Genomic DNA, 19135 nt, shown 5'->3' with positions numbered 1-19135 from the left:
TATTGCCGACTCTTCCAAGCTTCTTTGGCTTCCTGATAAGCTTGGAAGAGTTCCTCTATGCTATGGTGTGCAACTATCTGAATTCGTCTTGGCATGACTAGGTTTGATGCTGTGCCTTTTTATTTTAGCTGATTTCTCGGACTTGATATAATCCCACTCAAACACTCGATAAAGATGTTTGAGTTTAACCCGTGCATCTTCCGTAGTAAATTGCAAAATTACCTTTGCACACATCTGATTACGCTCGTGCTGCCAGGCATCAACTTCACTCCTGAGTTCTAAATCCGTGGCTATCCGACGCTTGAGACATTGTTCAGAAAGCACAGGTAACTCGGTTTCAGCGACATTCAACCAACTACCATTGTGTGGGGTGTGAATGATTTCTAAGCCCCGAGCGAAACGGTGAGCTTCATAGACAGGGAAAGTTTTATAGACAGAAGTAACCCTCTTCTGTCAAACTGGGAAAACACTTGTCTTGAGTGAATTCTAGAACTCTTGCAGTATCGGCGATCGCGACAGTTTTTCCTAACAGAAACTCGAAAATCCAGTCAGATCAGTACATCTCTCTCTCCATAGGGGATACAGCGATCGTGATTTCCGAAAGTGACAGAAGAGGGGGAATGGTATAATAATGGATAGGAAAAGAGCAAAGGAATATATAGGAATACCATTTCTATGTAAAGATGCGCTTCATAATTGGATCTAAACCCTTGCTGTTCAAGGATTGATCAGTTGCAGCTTCATAGCGAAATAGTATCAGTGCTTTCAGTTATTGGTGAATCAGTTATCAAAAGAATTTCCAGAAACCCTGAATTTTCTGCAACTAGATAATGCAGGTTGTCATAAAAATATAGATTTCCCAGAAAATATAATTCCCATTTTTTAACCGGCTTATAGCCCGGAATTCAACCCCATTGAGCGATTATGGGAAGAATTAAAAGCCAAGCTAAGATGGCAGAACTGTAAAGACCTGAAGCCTACAGCAAAGGATTTCACAAGTCCTTGATTCCTTCGATAAGGTAATGATCGCCTCGATTACTGGATGGGACTACTTGGTCGATGCCTTATTAAGCGCAACTTCATAGAGAAATAGTATGACTCCCTCACGAGTGTAGTGATAGTCTTCACTTGAAATGCTTATGCACTATTTAGACTGAAGAGTTAGACTCAAACATCATTAGATGAGCTTAACCTGGAATCGGTAGCAGAATGACATTAGGGGAATAGACTTGCTATGATAAGGTAATTTGAATTAATAAGGAAACTGTTCTACACCCTATGAAAAATCTAGTCTTAGGCCGTAAAAGTCTCACTCTCAGTGTTTCTATTTTCCTTGGTTTACTGGTCAGTGTGATGCCATTGCGTCAAGTGCGGGGGCAAACTCGTATTGCTGAATTACAGGATTATTGTTATCAAAGCGAAAGCACTTATTTTTTAGCAGAAACTAGAAATTTTTGGGTGAGTATTTGTGGCGGTGACGCACCTTACACTTATGTTGGCGTAGATAAAGAAACGGGGGATGATATTCGACTGGACTTGAGCGATTATGATTCTAGCGGTGAGTATTTTGAAGCGGTCAATGGTGACTATACTTATTACGTGATTTTAAACACTGCCAGGGGATCGTTTTTAGTCGTTGAACAAGATGGGAAGGAAATTTTGAGAGAACCTCTTCAGGATTGGGAGTAGGACTGAAATATATCTATCGCCATTCATCCTAGCAGACAAGTGAATATAATCCCCTTGCGTTTTTATCTGTAAACAGTCGATTCACTACCTGTTATCAGTAGTATCCAAACTATGCTAAATTTTGAAAAATCCATCTTAATTGATGCACCAGTCGAAAGGGTCTGGAAATTTCATGAGCGGGCTGATATTTTAAATGTGTTAACTCCTCCTTGGCAACCAGTGAAAGTGTTGCGCAGAGAGGGCGGCTTAGGAGCGGGAGCTATTACAGAGTTTGAAATTCAATTGGGATTAATCCCGATCAAATGGTTCGCCCGTCATACCGATTGTGTGCCCTATGAATATTTTGTCGATCGCCAAATCGAAGGCCCTTGTCAGAGTTGGGTGCATCGCCATGAGTTCACCGGCGAAGGCAATCAAACCCGGTTAACGGATACGATTCGCTTAGAATTATTTGGGGGAGAGATCGCAGAATTTCTGTTCGGTAGCTTTGTGATTGACCGACTCGAGGATATGTTTACCTATCGTCACCAAGTGACTCAACGGTATTGCCGGGATAATTAATAATTACTAATTAACAATTTAATGATGATTTAGGGTAGGTTAATTCTAAAATTGATTACAATGGGAGCGGAATCGTTGAGAACAGAGCAAGGCCTACATGATTATCCCTCCTGGTTTTGAACAAAACTCCGTGGTAACTAGCTTAGGCCGCATGGTCTACTACCACCCCAGCGAGTCCTTCTGGGATTCTCAGGTGAAATTACAACCCAAATTAGTATTTTTACATGGGTTTGGAGGAGGGTCATCGGCCTATGAGTGGTCTCAGGTTTATCCCGCATTTGCTGCCGAGTATTATACCCTCGCTCCCGATTTAATCGGCTGGGGTTGTTCCGATCATCCAGAGCGCAACTATCAAATTGAGGATTATCTGACCACCATTCGGGAATTTTTAGAACTCACCTGTGAGGAACCCTGCACGGTGATTGCCTCTTCGTTAACCGCAGCGTTAGTGATTCGGGTGGCAATTGACTATCCCCAGTTATTTCAGTCTTTAATTTTAACCACTCCGGCTGGATTATCAGATTTTGGTCAAGATTATAGCGCCAGTTTATTTGCCCAGTTGATTAAATTTCCTGTTTTGGATAAATTCGTTTATAGCACAGCGATCGCCACGGAAGCTGGAATTGCCTCTTTTCTGCAAAATCGCCAATTTGCCCAAAGCGATCGCATCTACTCAGAAATTATCGAAGCCTATCTAGAATCCGCTACACAACCCAATGCCGAATATGCTGCACTCTCCTTTGTTCGGGGCGATTTATGTTTTGATTTAGCAAAATACATGCCCCGTTTAACAACTCCAACCGCTATTTTGTGGGGTAAAAAATCCCAATTTACTGGCCCAGAAATTGGTCAACGCCTAGCGGGTTTAAATCCAGAATATGTGAAGCGGTTTATAACTCTAGAAAATGTGGGACTTACCCCCCAGTTAGAAATGCCGGGATTAACCATTGGTCTAATTCGTCAACTCTGGAAACAATTGCGGACTTAAGATTAAATACTTTGCGCAGTAATGGGGAGTGGGGAATAGGCAATAGGATAAATCCAGTTTTGTGCTTTCCTTGAGTATTCCATAAATGGTGTTCTCTAATTCTCCTTACTCAGCGCTGGAGTTGGTAAGTCTGGAAAAGCGCTACTTTAAAAACAAGAATGATTTACTTATTACTTATTACTTTACAGCGCAAAGCGCTGTATCTCCCCTTACTCATTCTAGGATTAACCACAGGAACAGTCCTTTCTGGGTGTCAAACCTCACAAACGGCTGAACCGTTAATCACGCCAGCGGTTATTCCCTCTGGACGCACTCTAGAATTTACGCTCACGGAAAAAAGCCGGGTCTCTTTAGGTATTTTTAATGATCAAGGGGTTTTGGTCAGGGAAGTGTTAAGGGGTGAACCCTATGAAATGGGGACTCATCAGGTGAGGTGGGATGGTTTAGATGGGGAAGGGAATCCTGCTCCTGCGGGTGAGTATACTTGGAAACGGGTAAGTCATCCGGGATTTACCTCCCGCTATATTACCCATATCGGGGTCAATCCGCCTTCAGAGCCGTATCATTTATGGCCAGGAGATCATACCGGGGTGGGAACGGTGGCAGTAGATGATTCTGGGGTTTACTTTGGTGCAAGGCTGACGGAAGTTCCGCCTATGGTGGTGAAGCATTCCCCTGATGGTCAAGAGCAAATCTGGACTAAAGAACAGTATTATCAGGGCGGCCGTCTGAAACGGTTAGCAGCCGCAGGGGGTAAGGTATATTTGCTTAAGGATGAGGGAGCAGGAGACACGGAAACTCATTGGATTAGAGTAGTAACAGCGGACACTGGAAAACCGGTGGGAGGCTGGCAAATTACGGAGGGCGGAATTCAGGTTAGCGATATCGATCTTGAGGGTAATAATTTAGTTGTCGTTTTGCCAGAATTAGGGGAAATCCGTTGGCTTGATGTTGAGAATCCGACGAGAGTGTTGGCGACGGTGAAGGGGTTAGAAGGGGTAAATGCAGTTACGGCAGTAAGCGGCGATCGCCAGGGTTCTATTCTAGTTCATACCCAAGGTCAGGTCATCTTTATCGATCCGGTGCAGAACATCCAAGAGACCAAAATCACCGGGTTACAGGGTGTGGTTGCCCTAGATCTCGACCATATCACTGGGGAGTTATATCTGAATGAAACTAGCCAAGGGTCTCAGGTTTGGCGCTATGACCGCGAGTTTCGCAAGGTACAGGAGTATGGCGGAGCGCGGCGACCTTTTGGGGTTTATCAACAGGAATTGTTCGGGGATCTGGCGGATGTGACGGCGGATCAAAAGGGTGGATTTTATACGACAGAGCCGGGAACTTATCCTCGGCAAACCTCCCATATTCGCAGTGCAGATGGCTTGGTTTTAAATACTTGGTTTGGGGGATTAAGTTATTATTTAGTGCCGACAGTTGACCCTAAAGATCCCAGCATTATTTGGTTAACCGGTCATGCTCCAGAGGTAGTCAAATTACGGTTGAATGTAGACCAAGGAACCTGGGAGGTGTTAGAGGTCTATTCCTTTGCCGAACCGGGGGATAAATTATTTGTCGAAAATCGGGCGATCGGCTCCCGTTGGCAACCGGTTTATTGGCAAGATGAACTTTATTTATTCGCCACCAAAAGACCGGCTATTTTAAGAGTCGATCGCCAGCAAGGGAAATTATGGCCCGTTTCCTTAACCACAACGGTAGTTCACAACCCCAATAGTGACCTGTGGAGGGGATCTGGAGAAGACGGTTTTCCTGCGCCTTGGGTGGAAGCGGTGAGGGGGCAAGGGTTTCAGGACTATCGTCAAGCACCGAGAAGCTTTTCTTGGGGCGATCGCAATCAAAATGGCATCATGGAACCCGAAGAATTCCTATTCTATCCCCAAGATTTTCGCTGGAATTTTGCCGGTGAAGGCGTTTGGGATGACCAATTTAACTATTATTTACCCAACCAAAACTTTGGCAGCTCCGATCCCCCCTTCGCTTGGTATACAGTACCGGTAGCCGAATGGCTTGGAAACGATCCCAAAATCCCCTTTTATAATCTGCAAAATATCGAACCCGGCCCTCCCATTCCTGAATCAGTCAATAATTTCTATTGGGCAAGAGAATTAGAGAGAGATGCCAATGGCAATATCTATCTCGTCAGTCAATCCCATCTCACCGTTCATGAAAGCTTAGGAGGACGCTGGCCCAGTAGCCAAAACCGCGTCAATCGTCTGATTAAATGGAATGACAATCAAGAACTCTTAGGTCTGATTTCCCGTAAAGTCTTCGATCATCGGGAAAAAAATAGCGGCAAACTTTATTATCCCATGCATGTGCGCTCTGGCCCTGATAATACGGTAATTGTCGTCGATCAAGACTATACTCCGGCCGCCGTTTATACTGAAGATGGATTATATATTGGCCCTCTCTTAGACCAACGAACCTTAGATGATTATCCTGATTCCGTTTATCAAGCTTCTAATCATCAGGATTTTCAAGGATTTGCCTTAATGGAATTTGCTGATAGTCGTCGTTTTTGGATTGGTCCGCAACCGGGAGGTCTACCTGTTTATGAAACTCTGGGATGGGATAAAATCAAACAATTAACGGGTAAGTTTAAGTTAGATGAACCCGTGAAAATGCTGGAATTATCTGGAACTGGATTAACGGGAACGCTCTATCAAGATATCCAGGGAAACTCAGCTATTGGCGAGTTTAATTTTCCCAAAATTGACATCGAACCCTACTATAGCAATTCCCCAATTTCTGGGGTTGCCCCCGATAATTTTAAGATGGTGTGGGAAGGTGAGGTGCAAGCCAGATTTAGCGAAGATCATCAATTTCATCTGTACTTGAAAAAACCTCAAGATTCTGGTAAAATATGGATTGATAATCAATTAGTATTTGATTCCTCTGATTTGCATAATCCTGTTCCTAAAATTGCTTTGCAAAGAGGAGAAAAATACCCAATAAAAGTTGAATGGATTAATCAAGGGGGAAATCCAACCATTCGAGTGATCTGGACAAGTATCACTCTCGATCCGGAAGTGATTCCCCAAGAAATTTTATATCCTTAGATAGTTAAAATCCCTAGTCCTTCCACCCCCTATTTCCTAGCGCGAAGCGCTGTAAATCTATGCTAACGACTCCCCCCCGATTTGAAACCTTTGAAGACTACCTCAGCTACGATGAAAACTCCGATAAACTCTATGAACTCTTCAACGGAGAACTGGTAGAAATGCCTCCAGAATCTGGTTTCAACTTTGAAATTGCCACATTTCTACTGATTCAATTTTCATCATTAGTTGGATATCGTAGAGTCCGAGGACATGGACTAGAACTAGAAGTCAGAGGAGAACCCAAAAACCGCTATCCCGATTTAACGATTATTAGAGAAGAACATATTCAACAACTCTCCAAACGCAATACTCTCCGTCTTTCGATGTCTCCCCCTCTATTAGTGGTTGAAGTGGTCAGTCCTGGTGACATCCAAAGAGAAAGAGACTACATTGCCAAAAGAAGTCAATATCAAGATTGTGGCATTCCTGAATACTGGATTGTTGACCCCCAAACTCAAACGATCTTAATTTTAGAACTGACTAACAAAACCTATAGAGAGCTAGGTACATTTAAAAATAATGACGTACTCCCTTCTCCGAACTTTCCAGAACTCAACTTAACCGTTAACTCAATCCTAAATCCAGTACCGTAGTGGAGCGATCGATGAATGACTTCTGAATCCAATAAAGGAACTCCTTTTGTTCCTTTTACTGCACGAGTAATGGCTGCTATTCGAGCGGCAGAAAGCGATCGCCCAGATCGCCTCTTTGATGATCCCTATGCCCAACAATTTGTCACCCCAGAAGCGATCGCATTCAAAGATGAACAACTACAACTGATCGATCGTCAATATGTTGCCGTCCGCGCTCGGTTTCTCGACGATTTGATCGCCTCTTATGTCCCTCCTCTAACTCAAATTGTGATCCTCGGTGCAGGAATGGATGCGCGTGCCTTTCGTCTTCCTTTACCGGATAAGACAACCCTCTATGAACTCGATCAAGCTGAAGTCATTGAGGCAAAAGAGAGCTATTTTCAGCATATCGAACCTCAGGTTAACCGCCAGGCGATCGCCGCTGACCTCACCCAACCCTGGAAAGCCCTATTATTAGAGCAAGGATATCAACCCGAAAACCCCACGGTTTGGATTATGGAAGGATTGCTGATGTATCTGACAGAAACAGAAGTTCATCAACTCCTCCAGACCTTATCTGACTTAAGCGCTCCTGAAAGTATCTTGGGTTGCGATATGCTCGGAAAAGCTGGAATTGACTATGCACCCTATCGAGGATACTTTAAATCTGGCTTTGATAACCCCATAGCCCTATTTTCATCCTATGGTTGGCAAGCGAGTATCACCGAATCGTCCAATTGTAGCGTGTCCCTAGGTCGCCCTCCCTTTGAACCAACTCCTGGTGTTCCCGTTGAAGGTAGAGCTAGGTTTTTTAGTGCTACTAAACTCCCTTAAGCTTATGGAAGATCGTCAGCGACTTGAAGAAATGGTCGATCGTGCCATCGAAAATAATACCCCCTATGCCTGGTTTGAAACCCTGTATGAATCGGCTAACCAGGAGGAAGGCAAAATTCCCTGGGCTAAATTACAACCCCATCCCCTGCTGGCAAGTTGGTTACAAAAATATCCCAGAGAAGAAACTGGAAAAACAGCTCTTGTGGTGGGTTGTGGTTTAGGCGACGATGCCGAAGCCTTAGCTGCTCAGGGATTTACGGTAACCGCGTTTGATGTTTCAGAAACAGCGATCGCCTGGTGCAAGCAGCGATTTCCCCAATCCAAGGTAACCTATCAAGTGGCCGATCTCTTCGCACCCCCTGAAAATTGGCATCAGGGTTTTGATCGGGTGATTGAGACGTATACGATTCAAGCCTTACCTTTAGCCCTGAGAGAGCAAACCATGGAGGCGATCGCCAATTTAGTCGCTCCAGACGGTACACTTTTGATCATCACCCAAATTCGAGCCACAGAAGCCGAACCGGATGGCCCCCCTTGGCCCCTTTCTCTGTCAGAATTAGTACACTTTCAGAACATCGGGCTGCAAGAAATTCAGCGAGAATCGTTAGGTGAGGAAAATAGCGCTCTTGTAGCGATCGAATATCGTGCCTGACTATGATTTCAACCCTATTCCTATGAGAATCGTTTCCCTAAAAATTACAAATTATATTGGGGAGCCAGTTCACCAATAACCTTGGTGAGAAATGGGGGATATTAGATGAACCTATCCCTACTTATATAGCAGCAAAAGGGAGAGTTAGGGCATTTTCTGTTGCTATTCGTGCCTATTGCTTCAAACCATAACTTAACTGTTCTAACCAACTCTTTCTCTGCTATACAGTACAAAGTACTGTTATGGAGTAAACTGTTGAATCCCCGAAGCCATGTACCACAATCCTATTCCCTATTCCCCATTCCCTATTCCCTAGCGCAAAGCGCTATATTACTCCTTACCCATGACTCAACCCTACCTGATTGTTAACAACAAAACCCTCTTTCTCAAAGATACTTCTCCCCATTCCACCCTGTTGGAATATCTGCGCCAAAGTGGATTTGTGGGAACGAAAGAAGGGTGTGGTGATGGGGACTGTGGCGCTTGTACTGTGGCTATTATTGCTCAAAATCAGGAGGGAAAACCCTACTATCAAGCTATCAATAGTTGCATCGTTCCCCTGGGTGCAGTTATTGGGCGAGAAATTATCACCGTAGAAGGTATTGCTGGGGAGACTCTGCATCCGGTGCAACAAGCTATGGTAGAGACGGGGGGTTCTCAATGTGGCTATTGCACTCCAGGATTTATCATGAGCATGTTTTGTGCTTATTACCAGGGAACGGTGAATGATGTTTGCATTGAGGGAAATCTTTGTAGGTGTACGGGATATCTTCCCATTCGTCGCGCCGCTCAACAAGTCACTGGAGCCACCAATATTCAAGATCGCTTTACGCAAAAACTAGAGACTGCCTCTACTGTAATAATAGAGTGCGAATATGGGGCAGATGGCGATCGCTTCCATCGTCCCATCAACCTCAACCAACTCCTCCATCTCCTCCAGCAACACCCCAACGCTACCCTCATCGCTGGAGCAACCGACATCGGACTCCACCTCAGTCACCATACCCAACACTTTCCTCTACTCATCTCCCTCGAAGCCATTCCTGAACTGCAAACCCTCCACATCACCCCCGAAAGCGTCGAAATCGGCGCAGCTCTTCCCCTCTCCCACATTCAAACCCATCTTCAAGGCATCTTTCCCAGTCTCGACACCATGCTCATCTGGTTCGCCGCCCGCCAAATCCGCAACCGCGCTACCCTTGGGGGTAACTTAGGCACCGCTTCACCTATTGGCGATCTTTCCCCCGTCCTCCTCTCTCTCGACGCAACCCTCAGCCTCGCCAGTCCACAAGGTGAAAGAACTCTCCCCTTATGCAACTTTTTTCAAAACTATCGCCAAACTGCTCTACAAGCGGGAGAAATTATCCGCTCCATCTCCATTCCCAGAACCCTACCACCTAAAGCCATTCGCCGTCTCAGTCAATCCTATAAAGTCGGCAAACGAGGAACCGATGACATTAGCATCGTTGCCGCAGCCTTTACCATAGACTTAGACGAAAACCACCACATTATTCATGCCAGACTCGCCTATGGAGGAGTTGCTCCCCTCCCCATCCGCGCTACCCAAGTCGAGGACATGCTCATCGGCAAACTGTGGCACTTAGACACTATCCGAGACATCAAACCCATCTTACAACAAACATTTAGCCCCCTAACCGACCTCCGCGCCAGCGCCGAATATCGTCAACTCCTAGTTGCCAATCTCTTCGAGAAATTTTTCCATGAGATCGAGTGTGATTAAACTATTATAATTGCCAATCATCGTAGGTTAGGCAGGAAAATAAGCCATATTATTTAACTTCTACACTTCTTACCCTACCCACCCTACCTAAATATCTAATTCATAATTTACAGTTACTTCCATGAAATTCAACAAACATAAAACCCATGAAAGTGCCCCCCATCACGTTACTGGAACCGCCACGTATACTGATGACCTGCGCTCTCCCATAGATCTTCTACATTTATATCCGGTTCTCTCCTCCCATGCTAGGGCAAAAATTAGTCAGATTGACTATTCCCGTGCCCAACAAGTCCCTGGAGTTGTCACTGTAATTACCCCTGAAGATATTACCGGTATCAACAATACTTGCATTGTTAATTTAGATGAAATTCTCCTACCTACTGATGAAATTTATTACCACAGTCAACCCATCATTTGGATAGTTGCAGAAACCGAAGCTGCCGCACGAGAAGGAGCAAAAGAAGTTACCATTGACTATACTCCCCTAGAACCAATTTTAACGATACAACAGGCTATTGAAGCCAACAGTTTCCAAGGAGAACCCCAAGTTATTCAACGCGGCAATCCTTATTTAGCCTTAGACAAAGCCGAATATACCCTAGAAGGAGAACTGGAAATTGGCGGACAAGATCACTTTTATTTGGAAACCCATGTCAGTTGGGTAACCCCCGATACTGAAGGTAATTATCAAGTTTATTCCTCTACTCAACATCCCACAGAAACCCAAATTATGGTGGCACGAGTTTTAGGGATTTCCCGCTCTCAAGTGGTGGTCACTTGTTTACGCATGGGAGGTGCATTTGGAGGTAAAGAAAGTCAATCTAATCCTATCGCTGCCATTGCTGCACTTGCTGCTCAGAAAACAGGTCAATCGGTACGTGTTCGCCTCAAACGGAACCATGATATGATCGTGACTGGCAAACGTCATGGTTTCTTAGGCAAATATCGCGTAGGCTTTGATTTAGAGGGAAAAATTTCCGCCCTAGATGTTGATTTATATTCCCATGGGGGATGGAGTTTAGATTTATCGCTTCCAATTATGGGACGCGCTCTTTTTCATATCGATAATTGCTATTATATTCCCAATTTAGCAGTGCGAGGAAATGTTGCTAAAACCCATACCGTTTCTAATACGGCTTTTCGGGGATTTGGCGGACCGCAAGCTATGGTAATTATTGAAGAGGTTATCGATCGCATCAGTCGTTTTCTAAAATCCACTCCTCTAGAAATCCGTGAAAAAAATTTCTACCATGGAACGGGAGAAACCAATACGACTCACTATGGACAAGAATTATTTGACAATCGCCTGCACCAGATTTGGAGTCAATTAAAACAAGAAGCCCAGCTTAAGCAAAGAACGGCTCAAGTGAGGGAGTTTAACCAAAGTCATGCGTATGAAAAACGGGGATTAGCCATTACGCCAGTTAAGTTCGGAATTTCCTTTACTAAAAGTGAATATAATCAAGCGGGTGCATTGATTTTAATTTATCTCGATGGCAGTATTCAACTCAACCATGGTGGGACGGAAATGGGCCAAGGATTACACAGTAAAATGTTGCAAGTGGCAGCCAAGTCTCTGGGCGTAAACCTTGACCGTTTTCGAGTCATGCCGACTAGCACGGATAAAGTGCCCAATACTTCGGCAACGGCTGCTTCTAGTGGTTCTGACTTAAATGGACAAGCGATTAAAAATGCCTGCGAAACGCTCAAGGAAAGATTAGCCCCTGTAGCAGCTAAGTTACTTAATCTTTATGCTCCAGAAGACTTGGTTTTTGCCGAAGACTGGATTTATTCTGCTACGAATCCTAACTTGAAAGTGAGCTTTGATGAAGTGATTGGTCAAGCGTATTTAGAGCGGATTAGTTTATCGGCAACTGGCTATTATCGTACACCCAATATTTCTTGGAATCCGCAAACTGGCAAAGGTCGCCCTTTCCATTATTATGCCTATGGCGCAGCCGTTAGTGAAGTGCAAGTGGATCGCTTTACGGGTACGTTTAAGCTACGAAAAGTGGATATTGTTCATGATGTGGGAAATTCACTCCATCCATTGGTCGATCGCGGACAAATTGAAGGGGGGTTTGTCCAGGGAATGGGATGGTTGACAATGGAAGAGTTGGTATGGGATAATCAAGGTAGACTCCGTACTTACTCTCCAAGTACCTACAAAATTCCCACGATCGCCGATATTCCCGAAAATTTCCACATCAGCTTACTGGAAAAAGCCGAGCAACCCGGCGTAATTTACGGCTCAAAAGCAGTGGGAGAGCCACCGTTTATGTTAGCTATTTCAGTGCGCGAAGCCATCCGGGAAGCAATAGCCGCTTTTGGGGATACCCAGCAGGTTAAGTTAGCCTCTCCAGCTACCCCAGAAGCGATTTTAAGAGCGATCGAAAGTCTAGACTGCTTACAGAAGTGAGGACATAGAAAATAGGGAGTGAGCCATGGAAAAAGCCAGTTTTGCCATTTCCTTATTGTCCTATCCCCGTACAAAGCGAAGAAAACACTCGATTACTCTTCAATTTTCACCGAAATAATCTTATCGCCTTTACGAATGGCATTCACTACATCCATATTTTCGGTTTGACCAAAGGTGGTATGGACACCATCTAAATGGGGTTGGGGGGAATGGCAAATAAAAAACTGACTGCCTCCTGTATTCGGTCCTGCATGGGCCATGGATAAGGTTCCAGCTAAATGCTTATTGTCATTAATTTCGCACTTAATTTTGTAGCCTGGGCCGCCCGTTCCAGTTCCCAAGGGACAGCCTCCTTGAACCATAAAGTTATCAATGACCCGATGGAAGGTCAGTCCATCATAAAATCCCTTCTTGGATAATTCAACAAAATTTTTGACTGTATTGGGGGCATCTTGGTCGAATAATTCCAAGTTGATTGTCCCTTTTTCTGTTTCCATAATGGCGCGGGTCATGGCTTCTCCTTAAGGGGGATTTGACAACTCTTTTACCGTACCATAAGTTAGGGGGTTATACTCAAATAAGAAACCCTATTGACTATTCAATAGGGTTCTTAAAGCATTATTTGGAGTTTGGTGGCGGGGAGCGGATTTGAACCACTGACCTTCGGGTTATGAGCCCGACGAGCTACCAGACTGCTCTACCCCGCGTCACTCTATCTAGTATAGATCAGCGATTTAAATTATGCAACCTTTTTTCCAAATTTTTCTAAATTAGGGACAATTCGCCGCTCACCTCTAGTCGTTTATAGTCTCCAAGGGTCGTGAACTGCTCTCCGAGGGTATCGGCAGCCATGGGGCTGATCCAGCCTAATTCTTTAAGGACGTGAATGGCAGCGGCATATTTGGCCCGTTTACTGCCGTCGATAACTTTAATGGCTAAACCGACCCTTTCGCCAATGCGACTAATACATTGGATGCCTTCGGCTCCAGACTTACTGACCAGTTCCCCTTGAGTGACTCGCATTAATTCGGTGTCAAACTTCTCTTCCCCAGCAACAAATTCAGGATAGTGGGTCATGGCTCGTACGACTCGCTCTAAGTCTAGATGATCGCCAGAGGCTAACTGAGCATATAAGGTGGCCATTTGTCCCAGTTGCATGTAGTAGGTGGGTGCGCCACAGTCATCATGGACACCGATGAGTTCATCGGGAGGAAGTCTGAGCAGTTCGGCGACTCTGGATAAAATGAGTTGTTGAACGGGATGATTGCGGCGTAAATAGTTTTCTTTCATCCAATGGCGTTGCTGACAAACGGCTAACATACCGGCATGTTTGCCCGAACAATTGTGTTGGAGGGCGCTTTGAGCGCCAGGGGGAATGGGACATTGGAGGGCTGTGGGTTCAATTTCGCAACGCCAGAGAATGTTAAAGACTTGCCTGGCTTGAGCTGTTGTACCTTGATGGGAACTGCAAATGATGGCTAAATCGCGATCGCTCAGATCGTAGCGTTCTAGGGTTCCACTGCTGGTTACGGCTGAGGCTTGAAAGGGTTTGAGGGCAGACCGAATGAAGGTGGCAGTTTCTGGATCTCCAGCAGCAGAAAGGACTCGCCCTTTGTCGTCGCAAACAACAGCTTGGGTGCAGTGGGTGGATTCAGTAATGCCTTCCCGGAGAAGACTGACTTGTAAGGTGGCGGTACGTTTTCCCCTGGTCATGAGTTTATGAATAAGATGAATAGAACATCAGGAATGATTAGAAATAAATCCAACTAATGGCTTCTGTTCCCAGTAGTGTCCCTAGTCCTGCAAATGTCCAATGAAGGCGTTTGAGGATGGGTTTGACTTGGTAGGTAACAATCAGTTGGTCTTTGGTTAGGATCTCTGGGGATTTTTCCCAGATTTGACCATCATACCAGCCGGATTCTTCGTAGGAGACGGTGGGGCTGTTGAGGCGATCGCCAATATATTTCCACCCTAAGTATAAGCGCACCAGGAGTAATATCAGAATTAGACTTGCTCCAGCACTAGCACAGAGGGTAAAGTGAAAGGGGTCTTTGCTGACTGGGAAACTTGCCGCAGCGACTGGCCCGGTAATGACCCAGCTTAATCCCCAAATCCAGATCGCCTTCAACCAATACTGGTGAGGGTCTAGGGTTCCCCAACGAAAAAATCCTGATTCTTTTAGTGCTCGAAATTCGTTGAGAGGTTGTTGCTCATCCGGGACAGGACAGGCCCAGGTATTGTTTTCTGTCATAGGGCTTTGTGTTCTCTATGAGTCCTTGGGTTTAAATTCGATCGCTTCTGCATGACTCCAGAAGGCATCGAGGTTATAAAATTGTCTCTCTTCGGGGAGAAAAATATGGACAATGACTTCTCCAAAGTCTTGCAAAATCCAGCTTCCTTCAGCTTTTCCTTCGGTTCTGAGGGGAAAGCGCTGGAAGTTCTCTTCTACACTATCTTCGATCGCCCTGGCGATCGCCCGCACTTGCACGGTGGAAAATCCGGTGACCAATATAAAGAAATCGGCTAAGTAGGAGACTTCATCGACTTTGAGGATCAGGATATCTCCCCCCTTACGGTCATCGGCCGCTTCAGCTATAGTTCGGGCCATATGCTGGCTACTCTCTATCGATAGAGGACTAGAGGGAGCTGAAGAGGGAATTGAGGTAGGAGAAAGAGGGGTTTGGCCAAAGTTGGACATGCAAACAAGATTAAAAATTTAGGACAAGTTCTAGCGATCTCAAGAATCTTCATCTTAACTGAAGATCTGAGCAGTGGGCAGTCAGGAATGGGGACGGGGGGACCTTTCAAGGGAATGATTTTAAGATTCGAGTCAGGAAGACACGGAGAAAGCGGGACACGGGGACGCGGAGATTACCTATTCCCTATTACCCATTACCTCCTCAAATAGGGTCTCATAACGATTGAGGGCTTGTTCAAGGGAAAAGTTTTGCAGGGCATAGTCTCGCCCTTGTTTTCCTAGCCGTTCAACTTCTATGGGATTATGGTAAAGCTTGGCAATTTGATCAGCTAAGGCTGTACTGTCTTCTGGGGGAACCACGACTCCGCCTCCACTCTCACGAACGGCTTTAGCTGCGGTTCCATCATCAGGGACAGAGGCAAGAATGGCTCGACCACTTGATAAAATTAAGGGAATTTTGGAGGGCAGATTAAAGGTGGTGACGCGCTGTTTTTGGACAACTAATCCGATGTTGGCAGCCGCATACATTTGGGGCAGGGTTTCACGCGGTTGGAAGGGAAGAAGTTTAACATTGGTGGCTTTTAGGCGATCGCATTCCGTTTGCAGAGCGCCCAAGGCTTTTTCTTCTCCCACAATTACAAATTGAATCGCCTCCAAGTGTTGGAGTTGGGCAGCCGCTTGAATGACGGTACTTAGACCTTGGGTAAGGGCTATATTACCAGCATAGAGAATGATAAACTTACCCTTAAGTTGATGTTCGCTGCGAAACGGATTGGGTTCCTGAGGTAAGGGACAAATAAAGTTTACATCCACCCAGTTGGGAATACAGGTGATTTTGCGATCGCTAATTCCTTGGGATAATAATTTGTCTCGAAATCCTTCAGCAATGACGCTAATCTGTTTCGAGGTAGAATAGGCGAGAGTCTCCAAACTTTCTGCCATTTTAAATAATACAGACTCACGCTTAAGTAATCCCACTCGCACCGCCGCTTCTGAGACAATATCTTGTAAATTAAGCACCACTGGAGAGCGTCGAGAAGCCGAAAAAATACCCACAGGAACCGCGATCGGTACAGGGGGAATAGTCGCAAAAACAATATCTGGTTTCCATCCTCGATAGGCTTGAACAACACTGCTAAAAATAAAACTGCCGTCAAGTAAGAGACGATCTAATAATCCCGGTTTTGGGCCCTTTATGTAAACATAACTGCGCTGAATCGTAACATTGTTTTTTACTTCTGTTAAATAAATTTTACCGCGATACCCCTCATAAACTTGCCGTTCCGGATAGTTCGGCATTCCTGTCACCACGCGCACCTGATGCCCTCGCTTGGCTAGACCTTCGGCTAACTCAGTCATCAATGGAGCAATCCCAATAGGCTCTGGAGCATAGTTATAAGAATAAATTAGAATTCGCATTGCATAAGACCTTAAGCAGATAGGATTTTCAAAGGTAATAGCATCAAGCTTACAAAAAAAGTTTACATTATCGTAACCTAGTTTGAGGGAGATCGGAGTATTCTGGTATCTTTTGTTTGGAGCATCGATCTGTTTATCCGCAAAAGTACTAATTATTAATATTTTAATATTTCGCCCCCCATCAATTGCCATTTTTTTGGGCTTAGATGTATAATATACTTGTTCAGGGTGTAAAGAATCTCTTTAAATTTAAAAGAGTGATAAATATTTGATTTTATCTAACTTAGAATCAAATATCAAAATCAAATAAACCAGTTCTTGATTTGAGTAATGAGCTAGGCTTAAATATTAAATAATAGAGGCTCTCACCACTAAGGTTTGCTAAAAAACAAGCTTTTTATGCTGGAGAAACCTATCTACAGAATCCGTAGATCGGACTCTAAAACAGATAGTTAACATTAATTCATTAACTCAGATTAGATCGTTCCATATATTCTGTTCTAGGTTACTCAGCTTACATCTACCACGACCATGTCTAACTTATTCAATATTCCTGCGTTTACCAAACAGATTGCGTTTATCGATCCCCAGGTTGAAGATTATGCCAGTTTAGTTAAAGGGATCAAGTCAGATGTAGCTGTTGTGATCTTGGAAAAAGATCGAGATGGAATTGAGCAAATTAACAACTATCTGGTTGCCCATCAGGGAACCCCCATTGAATCACTGCACTTAATTTCTCACGGAAACTGGGGACAGTTACAGCTCGGTTCAACCCAACTCAGTCTAGAAACACTAGCCTGTTATAGCAAAACTCTACAAAACTGGTCACATCTGCTGAGTAAAACAGCAGAAATATTACTCTATGGTTGTCGAGTTGCGGGAAATGCGATCGGTGAGTTCTTTGTGGAGCAACTCAGTCAGTTAACCCAAAGGGAGATCGCCGCTTCCACCACCTTAACCGGCAGTGCAGCTCTCGGTGGAACCTGGGATTTAGCCTATCATACAGGAGAGATACACTCAGAATTAGCACTAGAGAAGGGAGCGATCACCACCTACCCCCACACCCTAGGAATCATCGTCGCCAACCCCTTCTACTCCGTAGGCCGAGATCTCCCCATTAATGCCAGCGATCCCTTCACACAACTCTATATTGTTGACATTAAAGATGGAACCTCTACCAAAGTAGGAACCATCGCCTTTGATAGCTTTGCGATCGCTCGGCAGAGCGACACTGGACGAATTTACTATGTAGAACAAACAACAGGACCAACTGCCCGAGTCGGTTTTTGGGACCCATTAACAGGCATGAATACTGAAGTTGGGACAGTAGGTTCAGACGTTCCTAGTGGTATTCAGTTTTTTAAATTAGCTCAAGCTGATAACGGAACCATATATGGTTTAAGTAATGGATCGAACCAATTATTTTCCATCGATCCCAATACAGGTACAGCAACCGACTTAGGCGCAATTTCAGGATTACCTGCAAATGGGGGCGATATAGCATTCGATCCCAACGATCCTAATACCCTTTTTATTACTACTACAGGCAATACTGGCCAGCCATTTGAACTCTATACAGTAGATGTTTCAGCAGGTACTCTAACCGCAACACGAATTGGAGAAGCGAGTCTTAGCAATACTCGGACTGGCTCTTTAGGATTTGGGAATGATGGTAACCTATATGCTAGTAGTGGCGATCGATTAGTCATCCTCGATTATCCCAATGTCAGTGGAGGAATCATACCCACCCTAGATAGGGGAGCTTTAAACTTTGCTGCCGCAGATTTTGGAACCCTACCCACTCTAGAATCTCAAGCTGATTTAACCATCGAAAAAACAGACAATCTCAATAACGTTGCGGCTGGTAGCCCCATTACCTATACCATCTCAGTCACCAATGATGAGCCATTAGACCGCATCGTTGGCATGATCATTCAAGACACCCTTCCCAGTCAGTTGGTTACCAGTAGCATCAGTTGGACAGCAACCCTTACCGATAACAATACACCAGGTGATAGTAATATCGTCAGTGGCGCAACTGGAAGTAACACCAATGACTTAGTGGTTCAACTCGCTCTAGGCCCGCAAGATACAATCACCATACTGGCTACGGGAACGGTTGATCCAAGCACAACACCTGGAACTATGATTCGCAATGAAGTTGAAGTTCCTGGTATCGAAGACACGTCAACAGGCAATGATAGCCCTATAGATGAGACAACCGTAGCTAATGCTACTGATGCCGACCTATCCCTGCTCAAGAGCATCAGCAACACCAGTCCCAACGTCGGCGACACAGTAACCTATACCCTCACCCTCTCCAACACAGGTCCAGCCAACGCCACGGGAGTAGAAGTGAGCGAACAACTGCCAGCCGGACTCACCTTCGTCAACAGCACCCCCAGTCAAGGAACCTACAACAATGGCAGTGGAATCTGGG

At 44.9% G+C, this 19135-nt stretch carries 15 protein-coding genes, 1 tRNA gene and 2 pseudogenes; 11 read left to right on the top strand and 7 right to left on the bottom strand.

The window, feature by feature from the left end:
* Nucleotides 1-156 precede the first annotated feature (156 nt).
* Nucleotides 157-444: pseudogene (locus PN466_RS00355) on the bottom strand (IS630-like element ISMae25 family transposase); the annotation flags it as partial.
* Between the two features lie 454 nt (nucleotides 445-898).
* On the opposite strand from PN466_RS00355, the pseudogene PN466_RS26125 reads away from it, so the two are divergent.
* The 10 genes and pseudogenes from PN466_RS26125 to xdhB all read left to right on the top strand — a co-directional run.
* Nucleotides 899-1006 (top strand): annotated as a pseudogene (locus PN466_RS26125) (hypothetical protein); the annotation flags it as partial.
* A 272-nt stretch (nucleotides 1007-1278) separates the two neighbouring features.
* Nucleotides 1279-1689: a hypothetical protein gene (locus tag PN466_RS00350; protein WP_271936037.1), complete on the top strand. Its 411-nt coding sequence runs from the start codon at nucleotides 1279-1281 to the stop codon at nucleotides 1687-1689.
* A gap of 111 nt (nucleotides 1690-1800) precedes the next feature.
* Complete coding sequence (locus tag PN466_RS00345) at nucleotides 1801-2250, top strand: SRPBCC family protein (RefSeq protein WP_271936035.1); 450 nt, start codon at nucleotides 1801-1803, stop codon at nucleotides 2248-2250.
* Nucleotides 2251-2347: 97 nt separating this feature from the next.
* The gene (locus PN466_RS00340; RefSeq protein ID WP_271936034.1) at nucleotides 2348-3238 is read left to right on the top strand and encodes an alpha/beta fold hydrolase; all 891 of its coding nucleotides are present in this window, start codon (nucleotides 2348-2350) and stop codon (nucleotides 3236-3238) included.
* A 158-nt stretch (nucleotides 3239-3396) separates the two neighbouring features.
* Nucleotides 3397-6315: a PA14 domain-containing protein gene (locus PN466_RS00335; RefSeq protein ID WP_271936033.1), complete on the top strand. Its 2919-nt coding sequence runs from the start codon at nucleotides 3397-3399 to the stop codon at nucleotides 6313-6315.
* A gap of 59 nt (nucleotides 6316-6374) precedes the next feature.
* Entirely contained in the window at nucleotides 6375-6950 is a 576-nt protein-coding gene (locus tag PN466_RS00330; RefSeq protein WP_271936031.1) for a Uma2 family endonuclease, read from the top strand.
* Between the two features lie 15 nt (nucleotides 6951-6965).
* Nucleotides 6966-7763, top strand: a complete 798-nt coding sequence (locus PN466_RS00325; RefSeq protein ID WP_271936030.1) for an SAM-dependent methyltransferase — start codon at nucleotides 6966-6968, stop codon at nucleotides 7761-7763.
* A gap of 4 nt (nucleotides 7764-7767) precedes the next feature.
* Nucleotides 7768-8415, top strand: a complete 648-nt coding sequence (locus PN466_RS00320) for a class I SAM-dependent methyltransferase (RefSeq protein WP_271936028.1) — start codon at nucleotides 7768-7770, stop codon at nucleotides 8413-8415.
* 343 nt (nucleotides 8416-8758) lie between these two features.
* Complete coding sequence (gene xdhA, locus PN466_RS00315; RefSeq protein WP_271936025.1) at nucleotides 8759-10156, top strand: xanthine dehydrogenase small subunit; 1398 nt, start codon at nucleotides 8759-8761, stop codon at nucleotides 10154-10156.
* Between the two features lie 121 nt (nucleotides 10157-10277).
* On the top strand, nucleotides 10278-12578 hold the full coding sequence (gene xdhB, locus PN466_RS00310) for a xanthine dehydrogenase molybdopterin binding subunit (protein WP_271936023.1): 2301 nt from the start codon (nucleotides 10278-10280) through the stop codon (nucleotides 12576-12578).
* Between the two features lie 92 nt (nucleotides 12579-12670).
* On the opposite strand, the gene PN466_RS00305 is transcribed toward xdhB, so the two are convergent.
* From PN466_RS00305 to PN466_RS00280, 6 genes are all read right to left on the bottom strand, one after another.
* On the bottom strand, nucleotides 12671-13090 hold the full coding sequence (locus PN466_RS00305) for a peptidylprolyl isomerase (protein ID WP_271936022.1): 420 nt from the start codon (nucleotides 13088-13090) through the stop codon (nucleotides 12671-12673).
* 118 nt (nucleotides 13091-13208) lie between these two features.
* Nucleotides 13209-13285: transfer RNA gene (locus PN466_RS00300), tRNA-Met, on the bottom strand.
* A 58-nt stretch (nucleotides 13286-13343) separates the two neighbouring features.
* Nucleotides 13344-14291 carry an asparaginase gene (locus PN466_RS00295; protein WP_271936021.1) on the bottom strand — a complete coding sequence of 316 codons (948 nt, stop codon included), beginning with the start codon at nucleotides 14289-14291 and terminating at the stop codon, nucleotides 13344-13346.
* 37 nt (nucleotides 14292-14328) lie between these two features.
* The gene (locus tag PN466_RS00290; protein ID WP_271936020.1) at nucleotides 14329-14829 is read right to left on the bottom strand and encodes a CGLD27 family protein; all 501 of its coding nucleotides are present in this window, start codon (nucleotides 14827-14829) and stop codon (nucleotides 14329-14331) included.
* A gap of 15 nt (nucleotides 14830-14844) precedes the next feature.
* Nucleotides 14845-15276 carry a ribosome silencing factor gene (gene rsfS, locus PN466_RS00285; protein ID WP_271936018.1) on the bottom strand — a complete coding sequence of 144 codons (432 nt, stop codon included), beginning with the start codon at nucleotides 15274-15276 and terminating at the stop codon, nucleotides 14845-14847.
* Between the two features lie 177 nt (nucleotides 15277-15453).
* Complete coding sequence (locus PN466_RS00280) at nucleotides 15454-16695, bottom strand: glycosyltransferase family 4 protein (protein WP_271936016.1); 1242 nt, start codon at nucleotides 16693-16695, stop codon at nucleotides 15454-15456.
* Nucleotides 16696-17226: 531 nt separating this feature from the next.
* Here PN466_RS00280 and PN466_RS00275 point away from each other — a divergent pair.
* Nucleotides 17227-19135: DUF4347 domain-containing protein (locus PN466_RS00275; RefSeq protein WP_271936015.1), on the top strand; the 1909-nt coding region annotated here is incomplete at its 3' end.

The organism is Roseofilum reptotaenium CS-1145 (genome assembly GCF_028330985.1).
GTDB lineage: Bacteria > Cyanobacteriota > Cyanobacteriia > Cyanobacteriales > Desertifilaceae > Roseofilum > Roseofilum reptotaenium.
Note: the sequence above shows the minus strand (reverse complement) of the source record. Positions and strands in the feature narration are given on the sequence as shown.

Excerpts from the sequence above, each read along its gene's own strand:
- PN466_RS00350 (WP_271936037.1), top strand. The coding sequence starts at position 1,279 with ATGAAAAATCTAGTCTTAGGCCGTAAAAGTCTCACTCTCAGTGTTTCT.
- PN466_RS00345 (WP_271936035.1), top strand. The coding sequence starts at position 1,801 with ATGCTAAATTTTGAAAAATCCATCTTAATTGATGCACCAGTCGAAAGG.
- PN466_RS00340 (WP_271936034.1), top strand. The coding sequence starts at position 2,348 with ATGATTATCCCTCCTGGTTTTGAACAAAACTCCGTGGTAACTAGCTTA.
- PN466_RS00335 (WP_271936033.1), top strand. The coding sequence starts at position 3,397 with ATGATTTACTTATTACTTATTACTTTACAGCGCAAAGCGCTGTATCTC.
- PN466_RS00330 (WP_271936031.1), top strand. The coding sequence starts at position 6,375 with ATGCTAACGACTCCCCCCCGATTTGAAACCTTTGAAGACTACCTCAGC.
- PN466_RS00325 (WP_271936030.1), top strand. The coding sequence starts at position 6,966 with ATGACTTCTGAATCCAATAAAGGAACTCCTTTTGTTCCTTTTACTGCA.
- PN466_RS00320 (WP_271936028.1), top strand. The coding sequence starts at position 7,768 with ATGGAAGATCGTCAGCGACTTGAAGAAATGGTCGATCGTGCCATCGAA.
- xdhA (WP_271936025.1), top strand. The coding sequence starts at position 8,759 with ATGACTCAACCCTACCTGATTGTTAACAACAAAACCCTCTTTCTCAAA.
- xdhB (WP_271936023.1), top strand. The coding sequence starts at position 10,278 with ATGAAATTCAACAAACATAAAACCCATGAAAGTGCCCCCCATCACGTT.
- PN466_RS00305 (WP_271936022.1), bottom strand. The coding sequence starts at position 13,090 with ATGACCCGCGCCATTATGGAAACAGAAAAAGGGACAATCAACTTGGAA.
- PN466_RS00295 (WP_271936021.1), bottom strand. The coding sequence starts at position 14,291 with ATGACCAGGGGAAAACGTACCGCCACCTTACAAGTCAGTCTTCTCCGG.
- PN466_RS00290 (WP_271936020.1), bottom strand. The coding sequence starts at position 14,829 with ATGACAGAAAACAATACCTGGGCCTGTCCTGTCCCGGATGAGCAACAA.
- rsfS (WP_271936018.1), bottom strand. The coding sequence starts at position 15,276 with ATGTCCAACTTTGGCCAAACCCCTCTTTCTCCTACCTCAATTCCCTCT.
- PN466_RS00280 (WP_271936016.1), bottom strand. The coding sequence starts at position 16,695 with ATGCGAATTCTAATTTATTCTTATAACTATGCTCCAGAGCCTATTGGG.